Genomic DNA, 24,953 nt, shown 5'->3' on the forward strand with positions numbered 1-24,953 from the left:
TCATCAAATCCCCGATGACACGCTAGGCAGCGATAACGTTTTCGGGCAATTTGCTTTTGATGATTACCATTGCCTTCTACTTGTTGAGACTGGCAGTGAGGGCAGCTGACGCCATCAGGCCAACGTCTCTGACGAATAAACTGGTAGCATTGCTCATCATTTACCAGTTGTTTGATATTGATCATTCTTTGCTTATTACTGACTTAATTTACCCAAATAGACGTGCATAATACATCTTTGGTTGTATTATATGCTACCCCCTAGGAATCCATATAGAGCCATTAATTTATAAGGCTGATTCGGTTTTATGGTTTTGGAAACCCAGTTCGATGTGGCCGCAACTGAGCCGACTTCTTGTGCTTCCCAGGTTTGTCCATAGGTGCCATTAACCAGTGATAAACCAGACTCTAGAATAGGTCGGCTTTTTTCGTGCAGTTGAGTGCCATGAACAACTATTGGCGTTTGCTTTAAGCCTTCTCGAATAGCGGTTAAATTCTGTGCATGTTCTTTGGCGATGGGTTGTGGGTAACGCAGTGTGGTAATGGATTCGCCTAAGGCATTGTAGCGATACTCAGTGACATAGCCTAAATCATTGACGGTAAAACGTTTGCGCCCCGCCGTGTCATAAACATGGTAATTGGCTTTAGCGATCGTGCTGTTGGCAGATAAATGTTGGGTGATTTGGTTAATGTCTGCACGTGATTGGCGCAAGTGTGGGGCAGGTGTTTCATATTTAAAACTAGCAACAACCTGACCTAATGCATCAAAACGATAACCGGTTAAATAGCCTGCAGTATCTTGTGTATATAAACGTCGTCCTGCATTATCATACCAGTGAGATTCATGATGAATATCTTCTGGTTTTGCAGTGTGTTGCCACTGGCTTACTTTTTCATTAATCGTATTTATTGGCGTATCATTATTTAACTCAAGTTGTTGCCAAGTAACATTATAGCGTTTAGATGCAATAACACGGCCTGCTTGATCATATTGAAACTCTGTTAGCCAACCATTGGCATCAGCCTTAAACTTGGTTTGACCTAATGCATCGTAAATAACACGCTCGGTAGTGATCCTGCGAGTGCTATCATCATTATTAATGCGACTTTCGATATAGGCTACGGAAAGGTTAGTTTGCTTAACAAAGGGGGCGAAAGCACTTTTATAAATGTGCTTGGCAATAACCTGATTATTTTTATTGTAGTCAATTTTTGTTAAATAACCTAAACCATCAATGCTAAACGTAAGTCGATTATCAGCATCATAAATTAAACCCTGCCATTGATCTTCAGCGCTCGAATTTAATGCTGCAGTGAGCTTTTGTTCGGTGTAGGTAAGGCTGGCATCCACCGCATTTTTATAATTGATTTCAGCAATTTTATTGTCATTATTATCATACTGCGTTTCTGATACGGTACCTTGGGGATTAATGGTAAAACGTAGACGGCCAACATTATCATAGACATACTGTGTAGCATGATTTTCAGCATTTATTTTTTTAATCAGTTGGCCGGCATCGTCATAGTAAAAACGCGTGGTTAGTTTTAATCCATCGGGATCAATAATGGTTGCTTCCCGTTGACCATAACCATTAAAGCGATGCTCAGTCACTCTTTGCCAACCGTTCGCATCGCCTTGTTGAATACGAATTTGATTGCCGGCATTGTCGTATTCATAAGCGGTGATAAGGTTTAAGCCCTCTGGGTCAACGACTATTTTAGTCAGTTGTCCATTACGGTTATAGTGATGCTGGGTGAGGGTATTATTGGCATCAGTCACTTGAACTTTATTGCCCAACGCATCGTATTGAATCTGCTCTTTGAGGGCTAAACCATCAGGGTCAGTAATGTGTGTGAGTTGGCGACCAACAGCATCATACTCATAGTGAACTTTTAACCCATCAGCCTGTGTGACACTAGTTTTCCAGCCTAATTGATTAAACTGTTGTGTGGTTTCTTGGCCTAGCGCATCAACAGTTTTAATGAGATTACCGGCTTTATCATAGAAAAACTCACTGGTGGTGTTATCAGGTGCTGTAATCCGGACATTTTCACCCTGTAGGTTTTTTTCGGTAATTTTTTGCAAACCCGTTGGGGTGGTGACGATGACTTGATGGCCTGCGATAAACTCAACGCCTTCAGCATTCGTTGTCGTCGTTTTCTGATACTGGTAAGCGGTTGTATTGCCCCGTGCGTCCGTTGTGTTTAATACGCGGTTAAAGGCATCATAGGATGTATGTGATGTAGACTGATTAGGGCTGGTAATGCTGAGTTGGCGACCCAATCTATCATACTCAAAGGTTGTGGTATGGCCTAAGGCATTGGTTGTTTGGGTTGTGCGCCCAAATGCATCCAACGTATAGTGGGTGGTTATATCGGGTAATAATGCATCACCTTGCAGTACGGACGTTGATGTTGTTACTTTTTCCCCGCGCCGGTTATACGTTAAATATTGGGTTTGTGTGATGCCGAGTGACTGGCGAATGGTTTGAGTGATGCTATTAAGTTCACCAAATGCATTATAATTCAGTTGTTGGCTATTATTTTCGGCATCAATTTTTTCAGTGATTTGTCCGCGTCGATTATAACGATTACGCTTTATTGCATCGCTATCTTTCGCTAACTGGCTAAACAGTGTGGCCACTGCCGAAGTAATTACACCACCTTCAAGCTGAGTGAGCTGTTCTGGTGTGAGTCGTGTGATGTAAACACGGCTTGATATTGCTTGATCAAAGGTGTTGTAAATAACCGCAGAGACTTCACCTAAGGCATTAATGGTGTGCGTTAAACGCCCACGTTGATCATAATAAAAACGGGTAATATGACCAGCTGCATCCTGTTGTTGGATTTTGCGACCTGCACTGTCATAGCGAATTAGGGTTTCTGCGCCTAAGGCATCTGTGGTTTTAATCAGTCGACCAAAGCCATCATATTCTGCCTGCGAGGTACGAGCTTGAGTCAGTAACTCATACTGCTGAGCGAGCATAATGCCTTGGGTTGTGTGGATAACCTGCCCAGCAGCATTATATTGATAACGATGGGTATTGCCTTGGGCATCGGTTTCTTCTCGCAGGCGGTTGGCCGCATCGTACTTGTAACTATGGAGCTGGTCCTGTTCAGTTTGTTTTTGCTGAACCAGTGCTAACAGTAGATCAGAACCTGCTTGAAAACGTCCAGGTTTACCTTGTGCCCAGTTGATAAGTCGCGCTTGTTCAGTATGAGTGAGGTGGCTTGCTAAACGGCGCTCAAGGGTTTTATTACCCACAGCATCGTAAGCGAAAAAGGTGAGATAGCCTTCTGCATCGACTGTGGCAATGACCCAACCCTGTGCATTATAAAAATTGAGCGCATGTTGGTCTTTATCACTGGGTGTGACTTGTAGCTCACTGAGGGAGCAGGTTAACCACTGATGAATGTCTGTTTCAGGATTTAAAACACGGGACGCCAGTTGGCTGATATAGCTTCGCTCCCCTGTTGCCGTATACCCATAACGAGTGAGATAACCTTCGGCATCTAATATGCCCGACAGTTGTCCACTCTTCGAATAAAAGAAGCGTTGAACACGGTCGTCAGCCGTCAGCGTTTCTCCGAGTTGTTGCTGAACTGCAGTAATGTTTAGGGCAAGATCAGACTGAGCGTTTAAGTCTGTGGGGGTATTTAAAGTTTTAGCATGTTGAATGGTTAGGATTTTTCGGCCCGCTTGGTCGTAACGGTGTTCTGTGACAGCGCCTTCTCCATCAATACTGAATCGTAATTGATTGTTTTTAGAAAATACATGTCGTGTTATTCGATCATTTTCGCTGAGTGGTGGGCGAATAGATTCGAAGGGATTTGACTTTATTCCGGTAAGTGTGCCTTCATTCTTTCTGACCTGTAATGCTGCAAACGTATCGACTGATAGTGCCGTTGCATAGCGTCGTTGTGCAACTTGCTTACCGGTCTTGTTATAAAAGTACTCAGTAACATAGCCCATCGCATCGACAGTGGCGACAGGCTGCCCATTACGGTGATAAAAAGTCAGTGAAATTGCACCACTTGGGTCTTGTTCTGCAATCTTTCGACTCTGTTTATCGTAAAGAAAGGTATGAGTGAGTGTTGCGTTATTGGCTGCTGTAGCATTTAAGTCAATTTGTGTGCGGTTAATAATACGACCCACAGAATCATACAGTTCAGTGGTTTGTAAGCCATTGGCTGCGGTTTTTAACACCTGTTGTAATTGGTCTTGATATTGATAGCGTGTGGTTTCACCCAGGCTATTGGTTGAGGCTAATAACCGGCCTAATCCATCATAAACAAACAGGGTTTCAAAATTATCTTTATTAAGTTGGATTTCGTTAGTGGGTATTGTTGGGTTTTCTGCGGGTGCTTGCCCACGGCTATCGACGGACTTTATTAATTGGCCGTAAGTATCATAAATAAAATACGTGGTATTGAGGATATTGCTCGCATTGGGTTGCGTGGATGCTAAATCACTTTGGTTGAGGGCCTGTGATTGAACCACTTTATGCAACTGTCCACGAAAATCAAAATACTGATCTTTACGTTTAATTTGTCCAAATGAGGTTTGCTGCGCTAACCACTGTTTTATCGTGGTATTACTCGGTGGACTTGAGGGGGAAAAGTTTTCAACAGGCACTACGGCTGAAAGGTAAGTAAGCGTTGTGGTCTGTTGGAGTTGATTATCACCCCAGCGTTGATATTGATAAGCTTCTAGAGAGCCTTCTGCGTTAATATGAAAACTGACGCGTTGTTTTTCATCATAAACCCAGTATTGACTCACGCCCTGTTGTGTATTGCCTTTAGGGTAAATGGTTTCGCTGATTTTTTGTTGAGCGGAATTAAAAGTACGCGTTATTTTATTTTGTTCCGCATCAATTTCGGTGGTGCGATTACCGTACTGGTCATAGGTATACGAAAGTATGCGTCCAGTGTTGTCGGTTTGTGTTAGCAGATTATCATCATTATCGTATTGGTAATTAATTTCTAACCTAAAACCGTGGGCATCAGCGGGGTTGGCGGTACGAGTTAAGCGACCCTGTTCATCGTACCAGAGGCTGTAGGTAGGGCCTGTACCTGAGGTGGCATTATTGACCTGAATAATATCTGTTTTACGGGCATTAAGGTCATACACGTAGCGAGTAGTGACTGCTTGACTGCCTTTACCCTTAGTGATTTGACTGACACGAAATTGGCCATCACTCCCTTGCTGATAGTTTATAGTCAGCGCTGTACCGTCACTTTGTTTAATATGAGCTATACGACGACTGTCACCGTCGTATTGATATTGTGTTTTATAAACATGATTATCCGTTATGCTGTTATCTTCTGCCGTCAGATCAACAATGACGGAAGTGAGTCGATTGAGTTGATCATAGTGATAGCGTGTTTTTACCGATGAATGACCTGCGGATGAGTGATGGATTGCAGAGACATTATTGCCAGTGTACTCAATAGAGAGGGCTTGTCCTTGTTCATCCCTAAGAGCGACTACTTTATCGTGCTGATATTCAAGCTGTATCTTGAAACCTTGCCGGTCTGAACGAGTAATTAATCGGCCCTGGTTATTTTGCCAGTGATAGGTTTCAGTAATTAAGCTTGAGCCTTCAGTCCAACGCCAGCGATTGTCACCTAAATACTCAAGTTTATCATGAGCACCACTACCGTCAGTACTGATATAACACTGTTGTTGGGTATTGTAGGTATAGGTTGTGGTAGCACCATCTGCACTTATACGCTGGATAGTACTGTTTGGCTGGTTGATTTCACCCGTTAAACCGAGTAGTTGCTGGTTAAAGCCAAAGCGAAAATTATCGCCATTGGCATCATTGAGTAACCCTTGACTGTTATAGGTTCTTAATAAGTGAGCATCAATACCTTGACTAATTAATGCATCGTCTTTTTGTTGAAGAATGAGGTTACCCGTAACCGCATTAATTTTGATGGACTCTTTGCCTTGCCCAAACTCAGCTTTGTTTCCCAAACCTACCGTTGTGGTATTAAACAAACCCAGCCCGTAACCACTGACAACTGCGACCATAAGTCAATCTACTCCTATATTTATACGCTGCTATTCGTATAAATGATGAAATCTTTACGTCGACTAATGCTTAAAGAAGTGATGCTTACTGAAAAAGAAAATTTATTACCGGATCCTGAATACAATCGGCTTAAGTAATGAGTAAGAGTAAAATTTAGACAGTGTACAAAAGTTGACGTCTTTAATATCTATATCCTTAAAAACGTCAAAATCGTTTACTTGTTTTTTGTAAAGTTTTGTAACATAAGCAATAGCAGGGCAATTGAATATAAATATCCCTTTAAAGCTATGTTTTAATGCATCTATATATAAAGTCTACATAATGGCCGTTGAGGATATCGTGAATCAGTCCATCAAGGCTTGTATGGGGGAAAAAGCTCGCAAACCTTTGGAAGTTATAGCCTTCAATTGATGAACAATAGGTGCACACTTAAAAAGTGAGTGATGTGTAGCAAGAAGGGAAGACTGTACTTGAATTGAGTTGTATAACAGGTGCCGGGTACCCTGTAAGCAGTAGAGACCAAGGATGGTCTTCTACTGTGGGAGTAATAGCTTGTGATAAAGTTGAGATGATAATTAATTATTCAGCAACATTATGATGCCTCATTAACTTTACGACTTCTTGTCTACCATCTCTAGTTGCTTGCATTAGCGCCGTCATTCCATTGCTATCTTTGATACTAGGATTGCTTCCTAGTTGGAGTAAAGTGCTAATAGCTTCAAGGTTATTGTTACTCACTGCAATCATTAGCGGTGTTTTTCCATCTGAAAGAGCTTCATTCAAACCTGCACCAGTTTTGTTTACTAGCATCTTTATAGTTTTTTCTCCACCTAGCTCTAGTGTTCTTTCGTAGAATATATGAACTATTTCAGTATATAGTTTTTCATTATCTTCTCTAGAAAGTATTTCACTTAATATTGACTTTACCAATGGTGCATTATCTTTATAAATGGCAGTAGCTAACACATCAGCCATATTATCGTAGCTCAGTGAGTTTAATATGTCTTTGAGGAAAAAGTAATCTATCACATTTTGCTGGTCATACAGTACAGCTAACTGGAAAGGCGTTTGTCCTTCATTGTTTGTTTCGGTTGCCATAAACCCTTTTCGGTAGAGAGTTTTCACTATGGGTAGGTGTCCTCCAGCTGCTGCAATATGTAGTGCAGTATTACCTTTATTATCTTTTGTGGATAGATTAGCACCACGTTTTAATAATAGTGACATCAGCTCCTTATTTCCTGTATAAATGGCAACCATAAGGGGAGTTATACCGCTTGAGCCTGCTTGAGATATGTTGGCACCTTTTTTTATTAAAAATAGCGTTGCATTTTGATTTCCTTCTCTTATAGCTGTCATTAATGGCGTAATACCATCTTCTAGTTTGTTAATGTTATAACTCCAGTTGTTTAAAGCCCACTTTAAAACATTTAAGTCATTATTGTATAAAACCAGAAATAAATCAGGTACGCCACACTGTTTTGAGTTATACATCTTTTTAAGTGTAGAAAGCTTAAGCTTTATTTGTGCATAGTCCCATGCTGTATAGCCATACTCATCAACATTAGAGCAAGAGATATTTAGTTTTAATAAGGGGGCAATATAAGCATACTCTTCAGACAATATAGAGTAGCTCAGCAAGTTTCTGCCATCGGTGCTTTTCCAATTTGCCAAGTTTTCATGGTTAACCAATCGCTCAATTTGATTTGGTGAAGTAGCAAAGAAACGATGCAATATTTGTTTATCTTTTATTACTGCTACTTCATGTTGTATATGGTTACGTTGAAGGCTTTTGTCTACAATATCTTCAGACTTTGTTTTATTTTCCTTCTTATTGCTATTCTGAAAAAATTCCAATGCTTTTTGGGTTGCAATAATATTACTTTTGCTTTTTGATAGAGCAGGATCGTAGTGCCATACTAGTGCTTTGACTAATTTTTTTTCTAAGTAACCTGTTTGAGTATAATAAGAAGAGCATGTAGTCATGTAATGGGTGTTGCCATCGGCATCTACATAGGTCGAAGTATAGTAACTTGAACAGTAAGATTCAGAGACTTTCTCAAGTTGTGTATCTTCGTATAATACAGTAACTATATCTCCTCCTTTTTTAGCAGCCTCTTGCAAAATATCTTCACGCTGATAGCTTTGTTCAGCTACCCTTCGACAATAATTATCGGTATAACAGATGCGTATTTTTTTTTGATAGTCGAGATGACCAATGAGTAAATAATCTTCTTTTATTACTTGTTCAACTGTAGCATCTTTCCATTTAGCAGTAGGTCTGGTAGGGAATGATGAATCACTGAATGAAGTGTATTTAATAACGGTTGGTGTTGTACAACCAACAGTAATAAGACATAAAAGTAAGCAAGTTAGACCTTTGCTTCTATTAAGGTAACCATGAAACATGATATTATCCAGCGCTATGCACGCAAACTATGAATGATTAGTAGATAATGGCGATAAACTTTAACTGTTACGAAAGAATACTCAAATGGAGTGTTCCATTAATTTTCTTGGCTAGTGTCGCTGGCTGTACTCAACAGTCTGTCGGCACTAACGTTACGGATCAACTGACTAATGATAAAGTAGCAGCTGAAGTAGCGTTTTTTACTCAAGTTCTATTAACGCATCACGATCCAAAGCAGTTTGAGCTGGAAGAGTTAAAGCTCAATCAGTTAGCAAAAGATCTAGCTCAACAAGCTAAGCTTACTACTTCCTTACATGTCATTATCATAGATGACGATTCCTTTAATGCTCACCCCTTGCCTAATGGCATCATCTATATCTCTAAAAACTTATACAAGCTCTTAGAGACAACTCCTCTGAAAGCTGCATTGCTTAGTCATGAAATTGCTCATATTAAGCTCAAACATGTTTATGAGCAGGAGCAATACTACCGGCAACTCTTTAATTCTGACTTTTACAATAACCTTTCTGAAAAAGAAACCCAAACAGCAGATACTTTTTCAAACTTACTTATTTTACAGCAGTCTCGTCTTCAAGAAGCTGAAGCAGATATTTACTCTGTTCAGCTTCTTCAGCAAGCTGGGTTCAATCCTCATGCTTTGCCTGAATTACTGAAACTTCTTTTGAATGTTGAGATAACGCAACTTAATGAACCTGAGAAATCTCAGTCTTTTTTCAAGCATCCTTTATTCTCAAGTCACCCTGCTACTCAAGAGCGTATTAATAATGCTTATTTGGCTATTAAGAATCTAACTGCTTCTTAGCTGGCTAGCCCAAAAGTTCAAATGAGAAGTTTCTTTCTACTGCCGTTTATAGCTTAAACACTGGTGAAAAGCATAGTGCGGATATTTTGATAAGTATTTATTATCGATACTATAGATTTTATTGATCATTGCTTTATATAGAGGAATAAGGTTTTCGTTGCCATACTTAGTCAGTATGGAAGTGTAAGACTCTATTGTTGCTTGTTGAGTACGATTCTTTTTCTTTAGAAAAATGATTAAATCAACATCTCCAGTGAGTGCTGTACAGCCAGATAGCCGGTTTGCTTGCTTTAGTTGGATATTATTTTTTGCTAGACACCTTGTGTAGTAGTGCTTAGCATAACTATCAGGATCGACTGACTCTTTATTAGAATCAAAGAGCTCACTCATTACTTCTCGAGTAAATTTATAATTTCTTGTCTTTGTGGAAAGCTGAACAAGTATATCTTCCTTTGACATGCCTTTTTCTTTTTCGTAAGAAAAAATATAAGCTACTCTTGATAACTTAAAACACTCTTCTTCCAACAAGCTGTTATTAACTGAGTTACTATCAAAAGCTTGTCTTTTAACGTTTCCTTGACAACCAACTAATGCTAGTACGATAAGGATTAAACTAATTTTTTTCATCCATACAACCTACATACATCATTATTAACAAATAATTAGCTATTTTCGGGTAAGGGGTTAAATCTACTATTTGAATTTTGAAGGTTATTACTATTGAAAGAGAGGGTAGTATTTTTACACAGTAGTTATCACTCAAGTGAATGTTATACTATTTTCAATATAACCAACATTTATCAAAAGAAGGAAACACCATGATATAGCTCACAAACAAAAAGTTGTGCAATCCTACTGAATTCTGTGAGAAATGCAAAGTGCTATATGAATATGGTGTTGTAATGGAGTGGTGGGAGTATAGAGTCGATGCAAGAGGTTAATATGTTCAGTATGAAGGGCTACTTTGTAACTGATAAGCTAAACTAGGTTGCTTACAATTACAGTAGCCCTTACTGACTCAATACCAACTAGAGTAAAGCCGGTTTAGTGGATGATGTGTCGTATTGGGGCAATGAGGCCTATGAGGCTCATCAATCGCGAGGTTTGCATGGCAGTGTGGGCAGTAACTTCCCTTAAGCTTGGTGTTTGAGCTTCTACAATAAGGACACGGCTCTGAACGACTAATCATGCCTGTACCACCACAGTAATGACAATTGATTTGTTTCATAGTGATTAATCGTCACCCCAGTGTTTTTTCAAGTGTCGTAGATTATCAGCTTTATTCCTTTCTGCTTTGGCTTTTTTTCTAAGATCATTTGAGTGAGAGGTTTGAAAAGTTTCACTTTCCTCTGCCTCTCTTGCCTCCTTTTCAAATCTTGATGCGGCATCTTCATGTTTCTTAATTAGACGGTCAGCTTTTTCCTTACTGTATCCTGTCATAACTGTATCCTCATGATGTGGCCTTTTTGGATAAACACCCCATTAGAGGTGAGTATGCCGTTTGCTTTGGATATAAAATACAACATTCAGAGGTTATATACTCAAAGCGAAGGATTTTTAGTAGCGGTCGTCAAGTGATGAAGCCACAGGAGCTTATAGAAATAAGTGACTGTGGTGGCAGTTAAATGCTCCTCGGCAATAGCGCCTGCATTGCTCTACTATATGACATCCATGTCATTATGCATAAACTGCATTCCCACCATCCTTGGTAGTCAAGATCGCTGACAACAAACCCTAAAATTGATTCGCGAAGTGTATATTTTCATCTCTGTGGGTATAAGTATAGGAACAATTTTGTACCCTGTTAGATGTCAGTAACTATGTAATTATACGTATATTTTTTTCAGAAAATTGAATAAAATATTGGATATTACTTAGGGCCTGTTAACACTATTTGAATCACCACTGCCGTAGACTATTTTTCCACCTGGCAAGGCATAAGGAATGCCGTGTAGTCATTCTACATAAGTGACTTGTAACGCTGCTAGGTGGAAAAATAATCACGGCCCGAAGGGTTATGATGGTAAAAGCACTACTCGTTGTTGCTCATTGTTCATTTAGAAACACTAAACTTCACGCTTCGCGCCTAGATTAGTGCTTTTACCCCCATAACAGTGATATTAAAATAGTGTTAACAGGCCCTAATATTCAAGCATGTGAATAATAGTTTTCATTTTATCAACATGACTTCCATGCCAGTAAATTTGTTGGCAATGAGAGCACTGATTAAAGGTGGTAAAACTTGTATAAACATCAGCAGGTACAAGGTGTTTAACGTTCGTTTTATCGACACTGGTAATTTTACTGTTACAACGAATGCATAAGCTAAAAGGTTCTATATATTGTTTTAGGTTATAAAGTGTTGAGACTTCTTTAAGCTGTAATAAAGGTTTGCGGTTTCGTAACCATCGACCAAACTTAATATTACTTCGCTTTAAAAGACCTAAGTCACGAGATAGCATAATTCGTTGTTCTTTTTCTGCTAAGGCAGCAAGTTTTGCATCACCTAAGTCATGATTCCAATAAAGTGTATCAAATCCCAACATACGTAAATAGTTGCATAGTCGGCCTAAATGAACATCTAAAATAAAGTGAGGGTGACTGATCGGTTTTACTGGTAAGTTTGTTGCTTGATGTTGATTTAAAACATCTCTTACTGGATAAAGTGTAATAACATCATTGTTATTGAGTTGATAAGTAAATGGTTGGAGTTGATTATTAACATAGAGCGCTCCAACTTCGGGATGGGGTATACCAATTGCTTCAATTGAGTCTTTGATTGCAGGAAAGCGATCAAAAGCGTAGTTTATTTTTGGTTGCTGAACAAAGTCAGTTAACTCCCCGTTAATGAAGAAAGTACACTGATGTTCTTTTGGCGATGCGCTGTAAGTTTTATTGCTGATATATTTTGGCCATATTTTATACAAAACAACTTTGGCATCAGCGAAGCTAATATCACCAAGATGACTAAGTTGATTCGCGAGACTAGAGAACTGTTCCGCTATATACTCTGCGTTTTCTTGTGATTGATAATGATTAATCACCACATGTTTTGTTTGTTTTTGATACTGGTGTAGTGAGCTGTACCCATAGAGATTGCAAAGCAATTGGTAGGCGCGTGTTGTTTTTATTGTTTGTGGCCAGTAATGGATGAGGGTTTTAGCCTGTTTCTTCAGGGTGTGAGGTGCTATAAATAGTTGCTTGGTCATGGGGATGTCCTACATCATTAGTACAATGAGCTATCGAAAATGTTAACGACCACTGTTATGCCCCACACTGCAGATAGTCACATACTTGATAGCGTTACTAATAATGTCATGCTCCCAATATACCCTTCGCTGTGGGTATATGATGAGCGGTTAACCATGAGCGATGGCTCTTTTCTTGTGGGGAGAAGGCATATGGCAATACCGCTGCCAATAATACCAATATTGTAGGGGAAGGCAAGTATTGGTGTGTATCTTAGCTTGATCAACTGAGAAGGGGTGTTATGAAAAAATCATAATTGATATGGAACATTTGTTTAAGAAATGTTTATTGCATTTTGTTATGATTGTTACTTTTTAAAAAGCAAATTATTGCCATCTTTTTTGTCAATCAATTCTATCATTCATATTGCTGACGTGTTTAAGATATAGCTGCAGTGAAAGATATACCCAATACGAATGGTTTTTAGGTGCGGCCATCGAGTGACGAAGCCCCATGAACCTATATTAATAGGTGATTGGGGTGAGGAGTGAAGATAACAAAACCTAGAAATCATTCGTGAAGGGTATACATAAGTGATCGGTACCTGTGTAGCAGTAAGGATATAGCATGACAAACGAAGAACTTGAGCGTGCAGTAGTAGACTATATTCTGGAAAAAAATCTGATTCCACCGCAGAAGCTTGTTCAAGCAAAAATAATAACAAGTTATTCTGATAATTTAATCTATGAAGTTCTTTATGATTTAAATCTGTTATCTGTTGACCAATTAAATAAAATATTATCTGAAGTGACAGGGTTTCCCGTTATAGATCCTCTTTATGAAATAAATAGAATAAACATTCCAGAAGAAGTATTATCGCTATTACCTAATGAATTGGTTCTTCAATATGTCATTTTTCCTTTTCGGCTAGAAGAGAATACGCTCTTTATTGCAATGTCGAACCCTACGGATAAAGCGTTAGTTGATCAGATAGAAAAGAAAGCTGGATATCCCGTTAAGCGCTTTGTTTGTTACTTTAAAACGATACTTCGTGCAGTTGTTCGACACTACTCATACATGGAAGGTAAAAACTTTAATGATGTTATCCAAGATGCCATTGATGAGGTAGAGGGCCGTAAAGATATTAAACCAGAAGTCAGTATTTGGACTGAGCCTTTAGGTAAGGCATTAAAGCGAGAGATTACACTTTTTACAAATAAAGCTGAGATGCCTGCAGAAGGTGAGGTGGGTGTCTCCATGTTGATACAGCAAATTATTGACTATGCAATCTATATGGGGGCCAGTGACATACATTTTGAAGCTTTTGAAGATGCAATCAAAGTGCGTTTACGTAAGGATGGTATTTTAGCTACCCAGTGGTATTTACCGAAAATAATCCAAAATAGATTATTCAATCGTATTAAAGTTATGGGTAATCTTCGTTCTACAATGAGTACTTTTGCTCAGGATGGTAGTTTTACTTATCAGAATATTGTGGATGCAGGTGTTGATATACGATTATCCACTGTGCCGACAATACATGGTGAACGGATTGCCATGCGTATTTTAGATAAGAATCGTAGGGTATTAGAGTTGAATGATTTGGGTATTCCCCCTAAGGAGTATCAGACATTTATAAAAGCACTAAAATCGAGTCAGGGATTAATTTTAAATGTAGGGCCTACAGGCAGTGGTAAAACGACAACCATTTACGGTGCTTTAGACTTTTTAAACAGAGATTTTTGTTCGATTATTACTATGGAGTCACCTATAGAATATCAAATCAGTGGTGTAAGCCAAATTCATGTGGATGTGAATAAAAAATATAACTTTGTTGAAGCGTTTGCAGATGTCCTTAGGCAAGACCCCGATGTCATTCTTTTAGGGGAAATTTTGGATAGGGAATCTGCCCATGTAGCGGTTACTTCTGCTTCAACAGGGCACTTAATCTTTTCTACATTGCATGCAACATGTTCTGCATTTGCTATTCCTCGGTTACTATCATTAGGTGTTGATGCATCAGTACTTTCTGATGTGCTTCGTGTCATAGTAGCTCAACGGTTACTGCGTTTACTGTGTCCGCACTGTAAGGTGATTGATGAGTTATCAGAAGAGCGACTGCAAAGACTAGGGTTAGCCCGAGACGATCTGGGGGCAAATAATTATTTTCGTGCTAGAGGTTGTGAGCATTGTAATCATAGAGGCTATATTGGACGAGTGGGCTGTTTCGAAGTATTAGAAATTGACGACCGGATCAGAGATATGATCTTAAATGGTAATACAGGGTTGGATGTTTATTACTATGCCCATCAACATGGTATGCGCAGTATGTTCCATGATGCCCTCTTTAAAGCTCAACAGGGTTATACATCATTAGATGAGGCTATTTATCAAGCGCCACTATTTAAGAGGGTTTAATTCGGGCCTGTTAACAGGCCCTAAATAACTGTTATATAAATCTCTTATGTATCGAATAACCAGCCTACAAATGAGTGCTCAGCGCAGCACATTAAACATAATTTCTACTATTCATCATTGATTCTATTCCCAGTTTTTCCTTCCAAATAATGTTATATGAATTAGTTATCATATATATCTTAAGAATATTTCGATATGATTTACGTTATAAATGGGACAAGGTTATAGTGTTATTAGCATGTTTTTTTGATGTTATGTGCAGGGTTAAAAAAAATTAATAAAAACTATAGCTAATTTATTATATATGTTTAAAAAATATTGTATTTGATGATTCACCAGCATGGTGAAAGTCAAAAAAGTGAACACTGAGGGTTGGGTATGAAGTGCTACAAGCAAAAAATATACAGTGGGTTAATCATTTGTATGATATCCACAGTCTGTACTGCGCAATCTAATCAAGCATATGATGACTCAGATGCGGTTATTATTACAGACTCATACGATGATATTGTCGGCAAACCGACGAAAACGTGGTGGCAACCAAAGCCTGGCTTAACCTGGTGGTGGCAACTTGAGAACAGTGATACGATGTCTACTGATATCAAAGCTGAGGTTGTCGACATTGATCTGTTTGATGGCAGTGAAGGTGGTCAAAATAGTAAGATTAATCAATTTAAGGACAAAGGAAAAAAAGTTATATGCTATTTTAGTGCAGGTACTTATGAGAAGTGGCGAAGCGATGCAAAGCGGTTTACTAAAGAAACGTTGATTCCCGATGGTGACATGGACGACTGGCCCGACGAAACCTGGCTAAATATTGGTAATACTAATGCATTGGTAACAATAAAAAGTATCATGGAGGACCGAATTAAACTTGCTAAAGATTCAGGTTGTGATGCTGTTGAGCCTGATAATGTCGATGGTTTTGAAAATACCTCTGAAACTAAAGGCTATATCAAATATGAAGATCAGTTGAAGTATAATAAATGGCTTGCTGGTACAGCTCACAAATATCAACTGGCTATTGCTTTAAAGAATGATATGCAACAAGTTGAAGAGCTTGTTGATTATTTTGATTTTGCTGTCAATGAACAATGCTTTGTATATGATAATGAATGTGTGCAGTATGAATCTACTTTTTTAAAAAAAAATAAAGCAGTGTTTAGTCAAGAATATGGTGGTTCTGATGGGTTAAGTAAAGCAAAATATCTAAACACAGCATGTCCCTACTTTAAAAGCCAGAATATTGCTTCTTTATGGAAAAAAAGTACAAGCATTGATGGAAAAGGTGTTGTAACCTGCAAGTAATGTATATTTAACATACCCAAAACGAATGGTATAAAAGCTTGTCCTACAGTCAAAATGACCACTGTCCTCGGCTGTAGGCGTTTTATCCCACCTCTCTTTGAATCTCCAAAGCACCTTGTCAGATTGACTATTGATCTTCAATAGATATTAGCTGGAATATGATAAAGTTATTGATCATTTATAGCAATTTGTTGACAATGCTTTCATGTACCCGTTACAAATATAACAATAAATACCTAAGAAGCCAGGAAGGCAAATATAAAAATAACCTGCTCGCTGTAGAGAGTAGAATAAAAAAACAGGATGAATACCAGCATGGCTAGCACTGATCCAAGTGTATCATCAGTTTCTACTAAAGATGAAGATTATTTAAGCAAACGACAGTTAAAACAAGGGGCTGTTGGTTGGTTTCTACTAACTTTCTTAGGGGTATCTTATGTTATCTCTGGTGATTTTTCTGGGTGGAACTTTGGCCTAGCACAAGGTGGTTTTGGTGGTTTACTGATTGCGACCATTTTAATGGCTGTTATGTACTTGTTGTTGGTATTTTGTCTAGCAGAGATGTCATCCTCGCTGCCAACAGCAGGTGGTGGTTATGGATTTGCTCGCTGTGCTTTAGGACCCTGGGGCGGTTATATTACTGGCACAGCAATTATTTTGGAATATGCTATTGCACCTGCGGCAATTGCCGTATTTATTGGTGGGTATATGAACTCATTGGTCGGTGTTGATGGACCGATCATCTATCTGCTTTTCTATGTCGTCTTTATAGGTATACATCTATTGGGTGTAGGTGAAGCATTTAAAATCATGTTTGTGATTACAGGAACGGCTATTATTGCAATTGGTGTATTGGTTGTGAGTCTTTTACCACACTTTAATGCACAAAACCTGTTTGATATACCCGTCAATGAGACCGCGTTAGGCGCTAATCTCTTTTTACCACATGGCTTTTTAGGTATTTGGGAAGCAATACCTTTTGCAATTTGGTTTTTTCTAGCCGTAGAAGGTGTACCACTGGCCGCTGAGGAAGCCCATACGCCTCACAAAGATATCCCTAAAAGTATTATTTATGCGATGACAATTTTAATTATTATTGCCTTTCTAGTCTTGTTTTTAGTGCCAGGTGTTGCCGGTTCTGCAGGCATGCAAGATCATACGGCGCCTTTAGTTGGTGCTATTCAAAAAGTGCATGGCGAGTCATCAAATGCTGCGCTATTTGTAAATATTGCTGGTTTAGCTGGTTTAATTGCCAGTTTTTTCTCGATTACTTATGGTTATTCTAGGCAAATTTTTGCGCTCTCGCGCGCAGGATATTTACCCAAAAGCTTGTCACTCACTTCTCGTCGAAAAGTACCGGTTTTAGCGTTAGTTATCCCTGGAATATTTGGTTTCTTGTTATCATTGACCGGGGAAGGGGACTTGTTAATTACTATGGCAGTATTTGGTGCAACATTATCCTATATTATGATGTGCACTTCCCACTTGCTGCTGCGAAAAAGATCATCGGTTAAAAAGTCAAAGTTTGTGACACCCGGTGGAGCTGTGACGCCTTGGGTTGCTTTAATACTCGCGATAGTGGCTTTTATGAGTACGTTTCTTGCTAATATTGTTGCTGCATGTTGGGCTGCAATATTTTTCGGTATTATGATTTTGTATTTTGCTTTATATAGCCGTTTTCGGCTGGTTGCATCAGCACCTGAAGAGGAGTTTGCGGTGGTGAGTAAGGCTGAGAAGCAGATCTATTCTTAAGGGCAGCTCTAAAAATGCACTTTTTACGCAATAGCAGTGTCAGCGCTGTACTCGGATCCTCATGTATTACTTATACACTGTGGTCCTCCGTGCAGTGCTTCCTTGCTCTTACAAAAAAATCACTATTTTTAAAGGTACCCTTTAGACACGTTTTAAAAATACACTTTTTATATACTAGCGGTGTCAGCGCTGTACTTATGCCTTAATAAAAATATAAATATATCTAGGTTAACAAGGATGTAATATGGATAGTTTGAAAAATGTAAAACAGATAATAAATAATCACCCTGCATCACATATCAAAGTGGGAGTTTTTGATATTGATGGCATTATGTTAGGGAAATATCTAAGTAAGAAAAAATTTATTAATGCCTTGGAAAATGGTTTCAATTTTTGTGATGTCGTATTAGGTTGGGATAGCAAAGACCAGCTTTATGATAATGTACAGCATACTGGCTGGCATACTGGATACCCTGATGCGTCATTAGAAATTCTACCTGAAACAGTACGCTCAATACCTTTTGAAAATAACTTACCTTTGTTTCTAACTCAGTTTGTGGGTAAGTCTGCTGAGGTTTGTCCACGGCAAGTATTACAGCGTGTACTACAGCAAGCCGAACAAATGGATATTGATGTTTATGCGGCGTTTGAATATGAGTTTTTTGTGTTTGCAGAAAATGCAGACTCTGTTCGTGATAAAAAATTTGCTGAATTAAAGCCTTTTACACCAGACTACTTTGGTTACTCCGTTATTAGAAATTCTGTTCATGCTGAACTCTATCATGAGTTATTATCGTTGGCAGAAACAATGCAGTTTCCTATTGAAGGTATTCATACAGAAACTGGGCCTGGTGTCATTGAAGCGGCGTTAGCATATACCGAAGGCTTAAAAGCTGCTGATCAAGCAGCATTATTTAAAACATTCACAAAAGTGTTTGCCCAACGTAGGGGATTAATGGCGACATTTATGGCAAAGTGGTCCCCTGAATTTCCTGGTCAAAGTGGTCATTTGCATGTGTCACTACGCTCTAAGAAAACAGGAAAACCATTGTTTTTTGATGCAGATGAAACTCATCATATGAGTGAAATTCAGCAGTATTTTGTGGCAGGTTTACAGCAGCTCATGCCAGAGTTCACGGCGTTAATGGCGCCAACAATAAACAGCTACCGTCGGCTTATACCTGATTACTGGGCACCGACTCATGCGACATGGGGTGTGGAAAATCGAACAACAGCATTACGAGTGATACCTGGTAATGAATACAGTCAACGAGTCGAACACCGTTTACCAGGTGCAGATGCCAATCCTTATTTAGTCTTGGCAGCGGTTGTGGCTGCTGGTTTATGGGGAATCCAACAACAGCAAAAGCCCTCAGCGGCCATAACGGGAAATGCGTATGAACTAAAGGAGGAGTCATTAGCCTTGCCCAATAACTTATGGGATGCAGCTCAATTGTTTAAGTCATCCACTGCAGCGAAAACCTTTTTCGGTGAGGAGTTTGTATCACATTTTGTCAGTACCCGAGAATGGGAAGTCAGACAGTTTAGAAAACATATATCGAGTTGGGAATTAGACCGGTATTTTGAAATCATTTAGCTTTTTATTAATACCCGAAATGAGAGGTATACCCATGACGAAGGGTATATCTACCACAGCAAGGAGTGCACATTATGGCTACCCATTTTCAAACCATAAGCCCTGTTGATAATTCTATATATGTTGAACGGGAATATTCTACAGGTGAACAAATACAGACAGCTTTGGAAAAAGCGCAAAAAGCTCACACCTATTGGAAGAATGTTTCACTCACACAACGAGTGCAATTATGCTCACAAGCAATTGAATTATTTAAGACCAAACAAGATCAATTAGCCCGAGAAATCTGCTGGCAAATGGGTCGTCCTATTGCCCATGCAGGAGGAGAAATTGATGGCGTGGTAGAGCGTGCAGAATATATGTTAAGCATTGCAGAGTCAGCACTAGCGCCTATTCAGGTTGCGGGTAATCATAATCGTATTCGTTATATTCAGAAAGAACCACTGGGTGTGGTGTTTTTAATTGCGCCATGGAACTATCCTTATTTGACGGCAATTAATACGTTAATTCCTGCACTTGTTGCAGGTAATGCTGTGATTATTAAGCACTCAAGTCAAACGCCTTTATGTGCAGAAAGGCTAGTGGAAATCTTTCTGGAAGCTGGTTTTCCTGAAAGTGTATTTCAGTATTTACATTTAACACATGCTGATTGTGGGCAAGTTATTGAACATCCAGCCATAAATTTTGTGGCCTTTACAGGCTCAGTTGCTGGCGGGCGCTCTGTAGCAAATAGTGCGGCCCCACTTTTTAAAGGTGTTGGGCTTGAGCTAGGCGGTAAAGACCCTGTTTATATCAGGGATGATGCTGATTTATCCACAGCTGTTGCTTCGGTAATGGATGGTGTATTTTACAATGCGGGACAATCTTGTTGTGGTATTGAGCGCATTTATGTACATAAAGGCGTCTACCATGATTTTATTGATGCAGCCTGTCAATGGGTAAAAACATTAAACCTTGGGCGTCCTGATGAATTGGCAACGACTCTGGGCCCTATGGTCAGCAAACAAGCTGCGACTGTTGTGCGTTCACAAATAAAAGAGGCAGTAACCAGTGGAGCAACCCCACTAATTGATGAGTTTAAATATGCATTATCGAAGCCTGATACACCTTATTTAGCGCCTCAGTTACTGACTAATGTTAACCACACTATGTCATTAATGAGAGAAGAGTCATTTGGCCCTGTAGCAGGTATTATGACTGTGGATAATGACAATGAAGCAGTTAGTCTCATGAATGATTCAGATTATGGATTGACGGCAGCTATTTATACACAGGATGTTGATATCGCCAAGTCGCTGGGTGAACAATTGGAGACAGGAACGGTGTTTATGAATCGCTGTGACTACCTTGATCCTGCATTAGTCTGGACGGGGGTTAAGTACTCAGGGCGTGGTTGTACACTTTCCATTCTTGGCTATGACCAACTAACACAACCTAAGTCTTATAATCTAAAACTTGTCGAGGCTTAAGGGTATGACTAGTGAGTTGCAAATAAATACTTGGAACTACCCCACCTCTGTTATTGCTGGTCCTGGCTCCCGTCAACAGCTTGCATTTAGTATTGAGCAGATAGGTATAAAAAAACCATTGTGGGTTGTGGACACTCAACTACAAAATCTAGTGGAGATTCAGTCACTCATAGCGCAATGTACTTCTACAAAATATACGTCTTCTGACTTGAATGTTTTTGATCAGTTTTTAGGAAACCCAAATGAAGTGCATGTTGCTGAAGGTATCAAACAGTTTAACAATGGTGGACATGATGGTGTCATTGTAATTGGTGGGGGCAGTGCATTAGATATTGCAAAAGCTATTGCATTAATGGCTCATCAACACGATATTTCACTATGGCAGCTGGAGGATGTGGGAAATAACTGGACATTAGCAGATGCTTCAAAAATTCATCCGATTATTGCTATTCCTACCACCGCAGGCACAGGTTCGGAAGTAGGACGGGCTGCGGTTATTACCAATACAGAGGCGAAGAAAAAAGTCATTATTTTTCATCCACTGTTATTGCCAAAACGGGTTATTCTTGATCCAGAGCTTTTAGTCTATTTACCTTCAAAATTAACTGCTGCGACGGGAATGGATGCCCTTGCCCATAATTTAGAAGCATTATGTGCTCCATGTTACCATCCAATGGCTAAAGGTATTGCATTAGAAGGTATTCGTTTAATTCATGAAAACTTAATCTTAAGTTATCAACAGCCAGATAACCTTGCAGCAAGAATGCATATGTTGTCTGCTTCAATGATGGGGGCGACTGCTTTCCAAGCTGGCTTGGGAGCAATGCATGCGCTCGCGCATCCCTTAGGTGCTTATTACAATATTCATCATGGATTGTTGAATGCGATTTTGATGCCCTATGTGCTGCAAATGAATGCTGACTGCTGTGAAACATTATTTCAGCGTTTAACGGCCTATCTTCAGTTAACTACAATGCAACCAAACCAGTCATCTGCAACAATATTGATTGATTGGATTTTGCGTCTAAGAACATCGCTGGAGATTCCTCATACACTTGGGGATGTGGGAGTGGATGAGCACTGTTTATCTTTTATCAGCAAGGCAGCATATGTTGACCCTTCTGCTTCGACAAACCCAAAGCGATTATCAATAGAGGACTATCAAGTACTATGCAGTAATGCAATTAAAGGAATTCTGAATTAAAAATAAGGGATAAATAAAAATGAAGCTGGGAATTTTACAGTGTGATGATGTAAGGCCTGAATTATTAAGAAAACATGGCAACTATCCAGCCATGATTCAAAAACTACTTTCTGCAGCTGATTTCCCTTGCGAGTTTTCTATTTTTCAGGTCCATCATAATGAGTTTCCTGACCATATTACTGCCTGTGATGCATATATTACGACAGGCAGTCGTTATAGTGCGTATGATAACCTTCCTTGGATAAGACTGTTGGAAGCATTCTTTCTCCAAATTGCAGAAACTAATATTCCTGTAGTAGGTATATGTTTTGGTCATCAAGTAATGGCACAGGCTCTAGGAGGACAGGTAGCAAAATCGCCAAATGGATGGGGAGTGGGTGTTTATCAAAATGATATTGTGTTAAAAACGCCATGGATGGACCCTGTACAATCTAACTTGAACTTAGTAGCAAGTCATCAAGACCAGGTTATTAACCTACCATCTGATACAACGCATATTGCAGGTTGTGCTTTTTGCCCCAATTATATGGCGCTCTTTACAAAGAATATGTTGGGTATTCAAGGTCATCCTGAGTTTTCAAAAGCTTATGGTAGAGACTTGCTAGAGTGCCGCATAGATGTTGTTCCTGCAGCGGTAATGGAACAGGCATTAGCTAGCTTTAATAGTGAGGATGACAGCATAGTCTGTGCGCGTTGGATCTTGAATTTTTTTCATGAATTTAAGCGTCAAGCCTATACTAAATCTTATTAGAAGAAGGACCTAGTATCATTCTTACCTGGGGGGTTGTTTGTAGCAAAGTATATGTAAAGATTAGTCTATGCTTAACAGTAGAAAACAATTTATATAAACGCTAGCTATATGCAGACAATACATAATTATTTATTGCTTGCTTTATTTAGTTTCATTAGCTCTCTACAGGCTGCACCTTATAATATCGGTGTCATACCTAAGTCTACTGCAACTAAATTTTGGGAAGAGGTTAGAGAGGGCGCGAAAGCTGCGGGTGAAGAGCTTGATGCGAATGTTGTTTGGTCTGGACCACGGCAGGAGAATCAAAGTCAAGCAGGCTATATAAAACGAATGATTGATAGTGACTTAATTAATGCTATCGTTATCGCCCCAAGTCATTATTTGGAATTGCAGCCTATTTTAGAGGAAGTGATTCATCGTAAAATTAAGCTGGTTATCATTGATTCAGCAATAAATAATGTTGACTACGATTCTTTTATTGCAACAGATAATTATCAAGCTGGTGTTGAAGCTGCAGCGTTTATGGCTCAGTTTATTGACAAAGATGCTAACATTTCTGTCATTCGTTTTCGAAAAGGAAATTCTTCGACTGAAGCTCGAGAAAATGGTTTTATTAGTGCAATAAAAAAACATACAAAAATTAATATTGTTTTTGAAGGCTATTTTGGTCCTAGCACAGGCTCTGTTTACCATGAAACTATTAAGTTATTAGGCTCTCAGCATGATATTGATGCTTTCTTTACACCAAGTGAAGCAACTACTGAGGGCGTGTTACGGGCAATTTATAAGATGAAGAATGCTAAGATTCCTTTGATTGTTGGTTTTGACTCGAATAAGTTTTTGGAGGAGGGACTCAAAAAAAATGTACTCAAAGGCTTGGTTGTTCAACAGCCTTTTAAAATGGGGTATCTTGGTGTTAAGACAGCAATAAATTTATTAAAGGGTAAGAAGGTAAAGAAAAAAATATTTTTACCAATAAAAGTTATCACAGCCAAAGACCTTATGCCAAAAGAGTAGAGTGTTAATAATTAATAAATATTTGGGGGCTAGAAAGAGAAAAATCAATAATGAGGGGGGTGGAGAGCAATATGAAAAGGTTAAATGTCGTGACTCTGGCAGCCATAATAAAAAACTTTATACACCACTTTATTATATTATCATGTTTGGTTTTTTTACTATCTGGATGTGGCAAACCCGTTCCTGAAAATAAATTAGACTATGTTGGTGAATGGCAAAGTGAAGAGATGCGGCTTTTCATTGCTCGTGATGGAACTGTGGCCTATAAACGATGGAAAAATGGAGTGACAACATCAGTTAATGGTCCAATTACAGAGTTTATAGAAGATGACTTTGAGGTTGGTTTGTTATTTTTAACGACCCGGTTTGAGGTATCTACTCCACCAAGGCAGGTAGATGGCATCTGGCAAATGGTGGTTGATGGAGTAATGCTAACTAAAGTAGAGGAATAAACGATTAATCAAAGGCTGAGGCCAACCTTGTCAGTTTATTACATTAACTGTATACTTCGTGACCACTTATGATTTGGCTTTAATATATTGATATGACAGGAGGAAATATGATTGTAACTAACCCTAACTTACTACTTGCAGGCTAACATTAAGAAAAACCCTTCCTAACAGGTTATTCCTTTCTTTTTTAGCCTAATAAGCTAGCCTGCAACCAATTGTTTTTTATGTACTGCTCAGTGTATATCACAGTGAGTATTTGGATATTATTTTAGGCTCTATATGGATTCCTAGGGGGTAGCATATAATACAACCAAAGATGTATTATGCACGTCTATTTGGGTAAATTAAGTCAGTAATAAGCAAAGAATGATCAATATCAAACAACTGGTAAATGATGAGCAATGCTACCAGTTTATTCGTCAGAGACGTTGGCCTGATGGCGTCAGCTGCCCTCACTGCCAGTCTCAACAAGTAGAAGGCAATGGTAATCATCAAAAGCAAATTGCCCGAAAACGTTATCGCTGCCTAG

General features: G+C 39.0%; 18 protein-coding genes. 11 read left to right on the forward strand and 7 right to left on the reverse strand.

Annotation, left to right across the window (positions count from 1 at the left end):
• From F607_RS0114735 to F607_RS0114745, 3 genes are all read right to left on the reverse strand, one after another.
• Positions 1-185: transposase (locus F607_RS0114735; RefSeq protein ID WP_027708241.1), on the reverse strand; the 185-nt coding region annotated here is incomplete at its 3' end.
• A 61-nt stretch (positions 186-246) separates the two neighbouring features.
• The gene (locus F607_RS0114740; RefSeq protein WP_027708699.1) at positions 247-6,036 is read right to left on the reverse strand and encodes an RHS repeat domain-containing protein; all 5,790 of its coding nucleotides are present in this window, start codon (positions 6,034-6,036) and stop codon (positions 247-249) included.
• A 580-nt stretch (positions 6,037-6,616) separates the two neighbouring features.
• Entirely contained in the window at positions 6,617-8,443 is a 1,827-nt protein-coding gene (locus tag F607_RS0114745) for an ankyrin repeat domain-containing protein (RefSeq protein WP_027708700.1), read from the reverse strand.
• A 47-nt stretch (positions 8,444-8,490) separates the two neighbouring features.
• On the opposite strand from F607_RS0114745, the gene F607_RS0114750 reads away from it, so the two are divergent.
• Positions 8,491-9,267, forward strand: a complete 777-nt coding sequence (locus tag F607_RS0114750) for a M48 family metallopeptidase (RefSeq protein ID WP_084611260.1) — start codon at positions 8,491-8,493, stop codon at positions 9,265-9,267.
• A gap of 36 nt (positions 9,268-9,303) precedes the next feature.
• On the opposite strand, the gene F607_RS0114755 is transcribed toward F607_RS0114750, so the two are convergent.
• The 4 genes from F607_RS0114755 to F607_RS0114765 all read right to left on the reverse strand — a co-directional run bounded on the left by F607_RS0114755 (position 9,304) and on the right by F607_RS0114765 (position 12,476).
• A complete protein-coding gene (locus tag F607_RS0114755; protein WP_027708702.1) occupies positions 9,304-9,894 on the reverse strand; it encodes a hypothetical protein in 591 nt (196 codons plus the stop codon).
• Between the two features lie 391 nt (positions 9,895-10,285).
• On the reverse strand, positions 10,286-10,495 hold the full coding sequence (locus F607_RS34135) for a hypothetical protein (protein WP_157365483.1): 210 nt from the start codon (positions 10,493-10,495) through the stop codon (positions 10,286-10,288).
• Between the two features lie 5 nt (positions 10,496-10,500).
• Positions 10,501-10,707, reverse strand: coding sequence for a hypothetical protein (locus F607_RS0114760; protein ID WP_027708703.1), 207 nt, complete (start codon positions 10,705-10,707; stop codon positions 10,501-10,503).
• Between the two features lie 701 nt (positions 10,708-11,408).
• On the reverse strand, positions 11,409-12,476 hold the full coding sequence (locus tag F607_RS0114765) for a Mut7-C RNAse domain-containing protein (protein ID WP_051311509.1): 1,068 nt from the start codon (positions 12,474-12,476) through the stop codon (positions 11,409-11,411).
• 607 nt (positions 12,477-13,083) lie between these two features.
• Between F607_RS0114765 and F607_RS29890 the strand changes: the two genes are divergently transcribed.
• The 10 genes from F607_RS29890 to F607_RS36070 form a co-directional block, all read left to right on the forward strand.
• Positions 13,084-14,874, forward strand: a complete 1,791-nt coding sequence (locus tag F607_RS29890) for a GspE/PulE family protein (protein ID WP_027708705.1) — start codon at positions 13,084-13,086, stop codon at positions 14,872-14,874.
• A 378-nt stretch (positions 14,875-15,252) separates the two neighbouring features.
• Positions 15,253-16,182, forward strand: a complete 930-nt coding sequence (locus tag F607_RS0114775; RefSeq protein WP_051311510.1) for an endo alpha-1,4 polygalactosaminidase — start codon at positions 15,253-15,255, stop codon at positions 16,180-16,182.
• Between the two features lie 315 nt (positions 16,183-16,497).
• A complete protein-coding gene (eat, locus tag F607_RS0114780; protein WP_027708707.1) occupies positions 16,498-17,934 on the forward strand; it encodes an ethanolamine permease in 1,437 nt (478 codons plus the stop codon).
• Positions 17,935-18,178: 244 nt separating this feature from the next.
• Positions 18,179-19,531: a glutamine synthetase family protein gene (locus tag F607_RS0114785; RefSeq protein ID WP_027708708.1), complete on the forward strand. Its 1,353-nt coding sequence runs from the start codon at positions 18,179-18,181 to the stop codon at positions 19,529-19,531.
• 74 nt (positions 19,532-19,605) lie between these two features.
• Positions 19,606-21,000, forward strand: coding sequence for an aldehyde dehydrogenase family protein (locus F607_RS0114790; protein ID WP_027708709.1), 1,395 nt, complete (start codon positions 19,606-19,608; stop codon positions 20,998-21,000).
• A gap of 4 nt (positions 21,001-21,004) precedes the next feature.
• The gene (locus tag F607_RS0114795) at positions 21,005-22,204 is read left to right on the forward strand and encodes an iron-containing alcohol dehydrogenase (protein WP_027708710.1); all 1,200 of its coding nucleotides are present in this window, start codon (positions 21,005-21,007) and stop codon (positions 22,202-22,204) included.
• A 19-nt stretch (positions 22,205-22,223) separates the two neighbouring features.
• The gene (locus tag F607_RS0114800) at positions 22,224-22,955 is read left to right on the forward strand and encodes a glutamine amidotransferase-related protein (protein WP_027708711.1); all 732 of its coding nucleotides are present in this window, start codon (positions 22,224-22,226) and stop codon (positions 22,953-22,955) included.
• Positions 22,956-23,063: 108 nt separating this feature from the next.
• On the forward strand, positions 23,064-23,972 hold the full coding sequence (locus F607_RS0114805) for a substrate-binding domain-containing protein (protein WP_027708712.1): 909 nt from the start codon (positions 23,064-23,066) through the stop codon (positions 23,970-23,972).
• A 71-nt stretch (positions 23,973-24,043) separates the two neighbouring features.
• Positions 24,044-24,424, forward strand: coding sequence for a hypothetical protein (locus tag F607_RS0114810; protein WP_051311511.1), 381 nt, complete (start codon positions 24,044-24,046; stop codon positions 24,422-24,424).
• 366 nt (positions 24,425-24,790) lie between these two features.
• Positions 24,791-24,953: transposase (locus tag F607_RS36070; protein WP_169719757.1), on the forward strand; the 163-nt coding region annotated here is incomplete at its 3' end.

The sequence above is a fragment of the Zooshikella ganghwensis DSM 15267 genome, assembly GCF_000428585.1.
GTDB lineage: Bacteria > Pseudomonadota > Gammaproteobacteria > Pseudomonadales > Zooshikellaceae > Zooshikella > Zooshikella ganghwensis.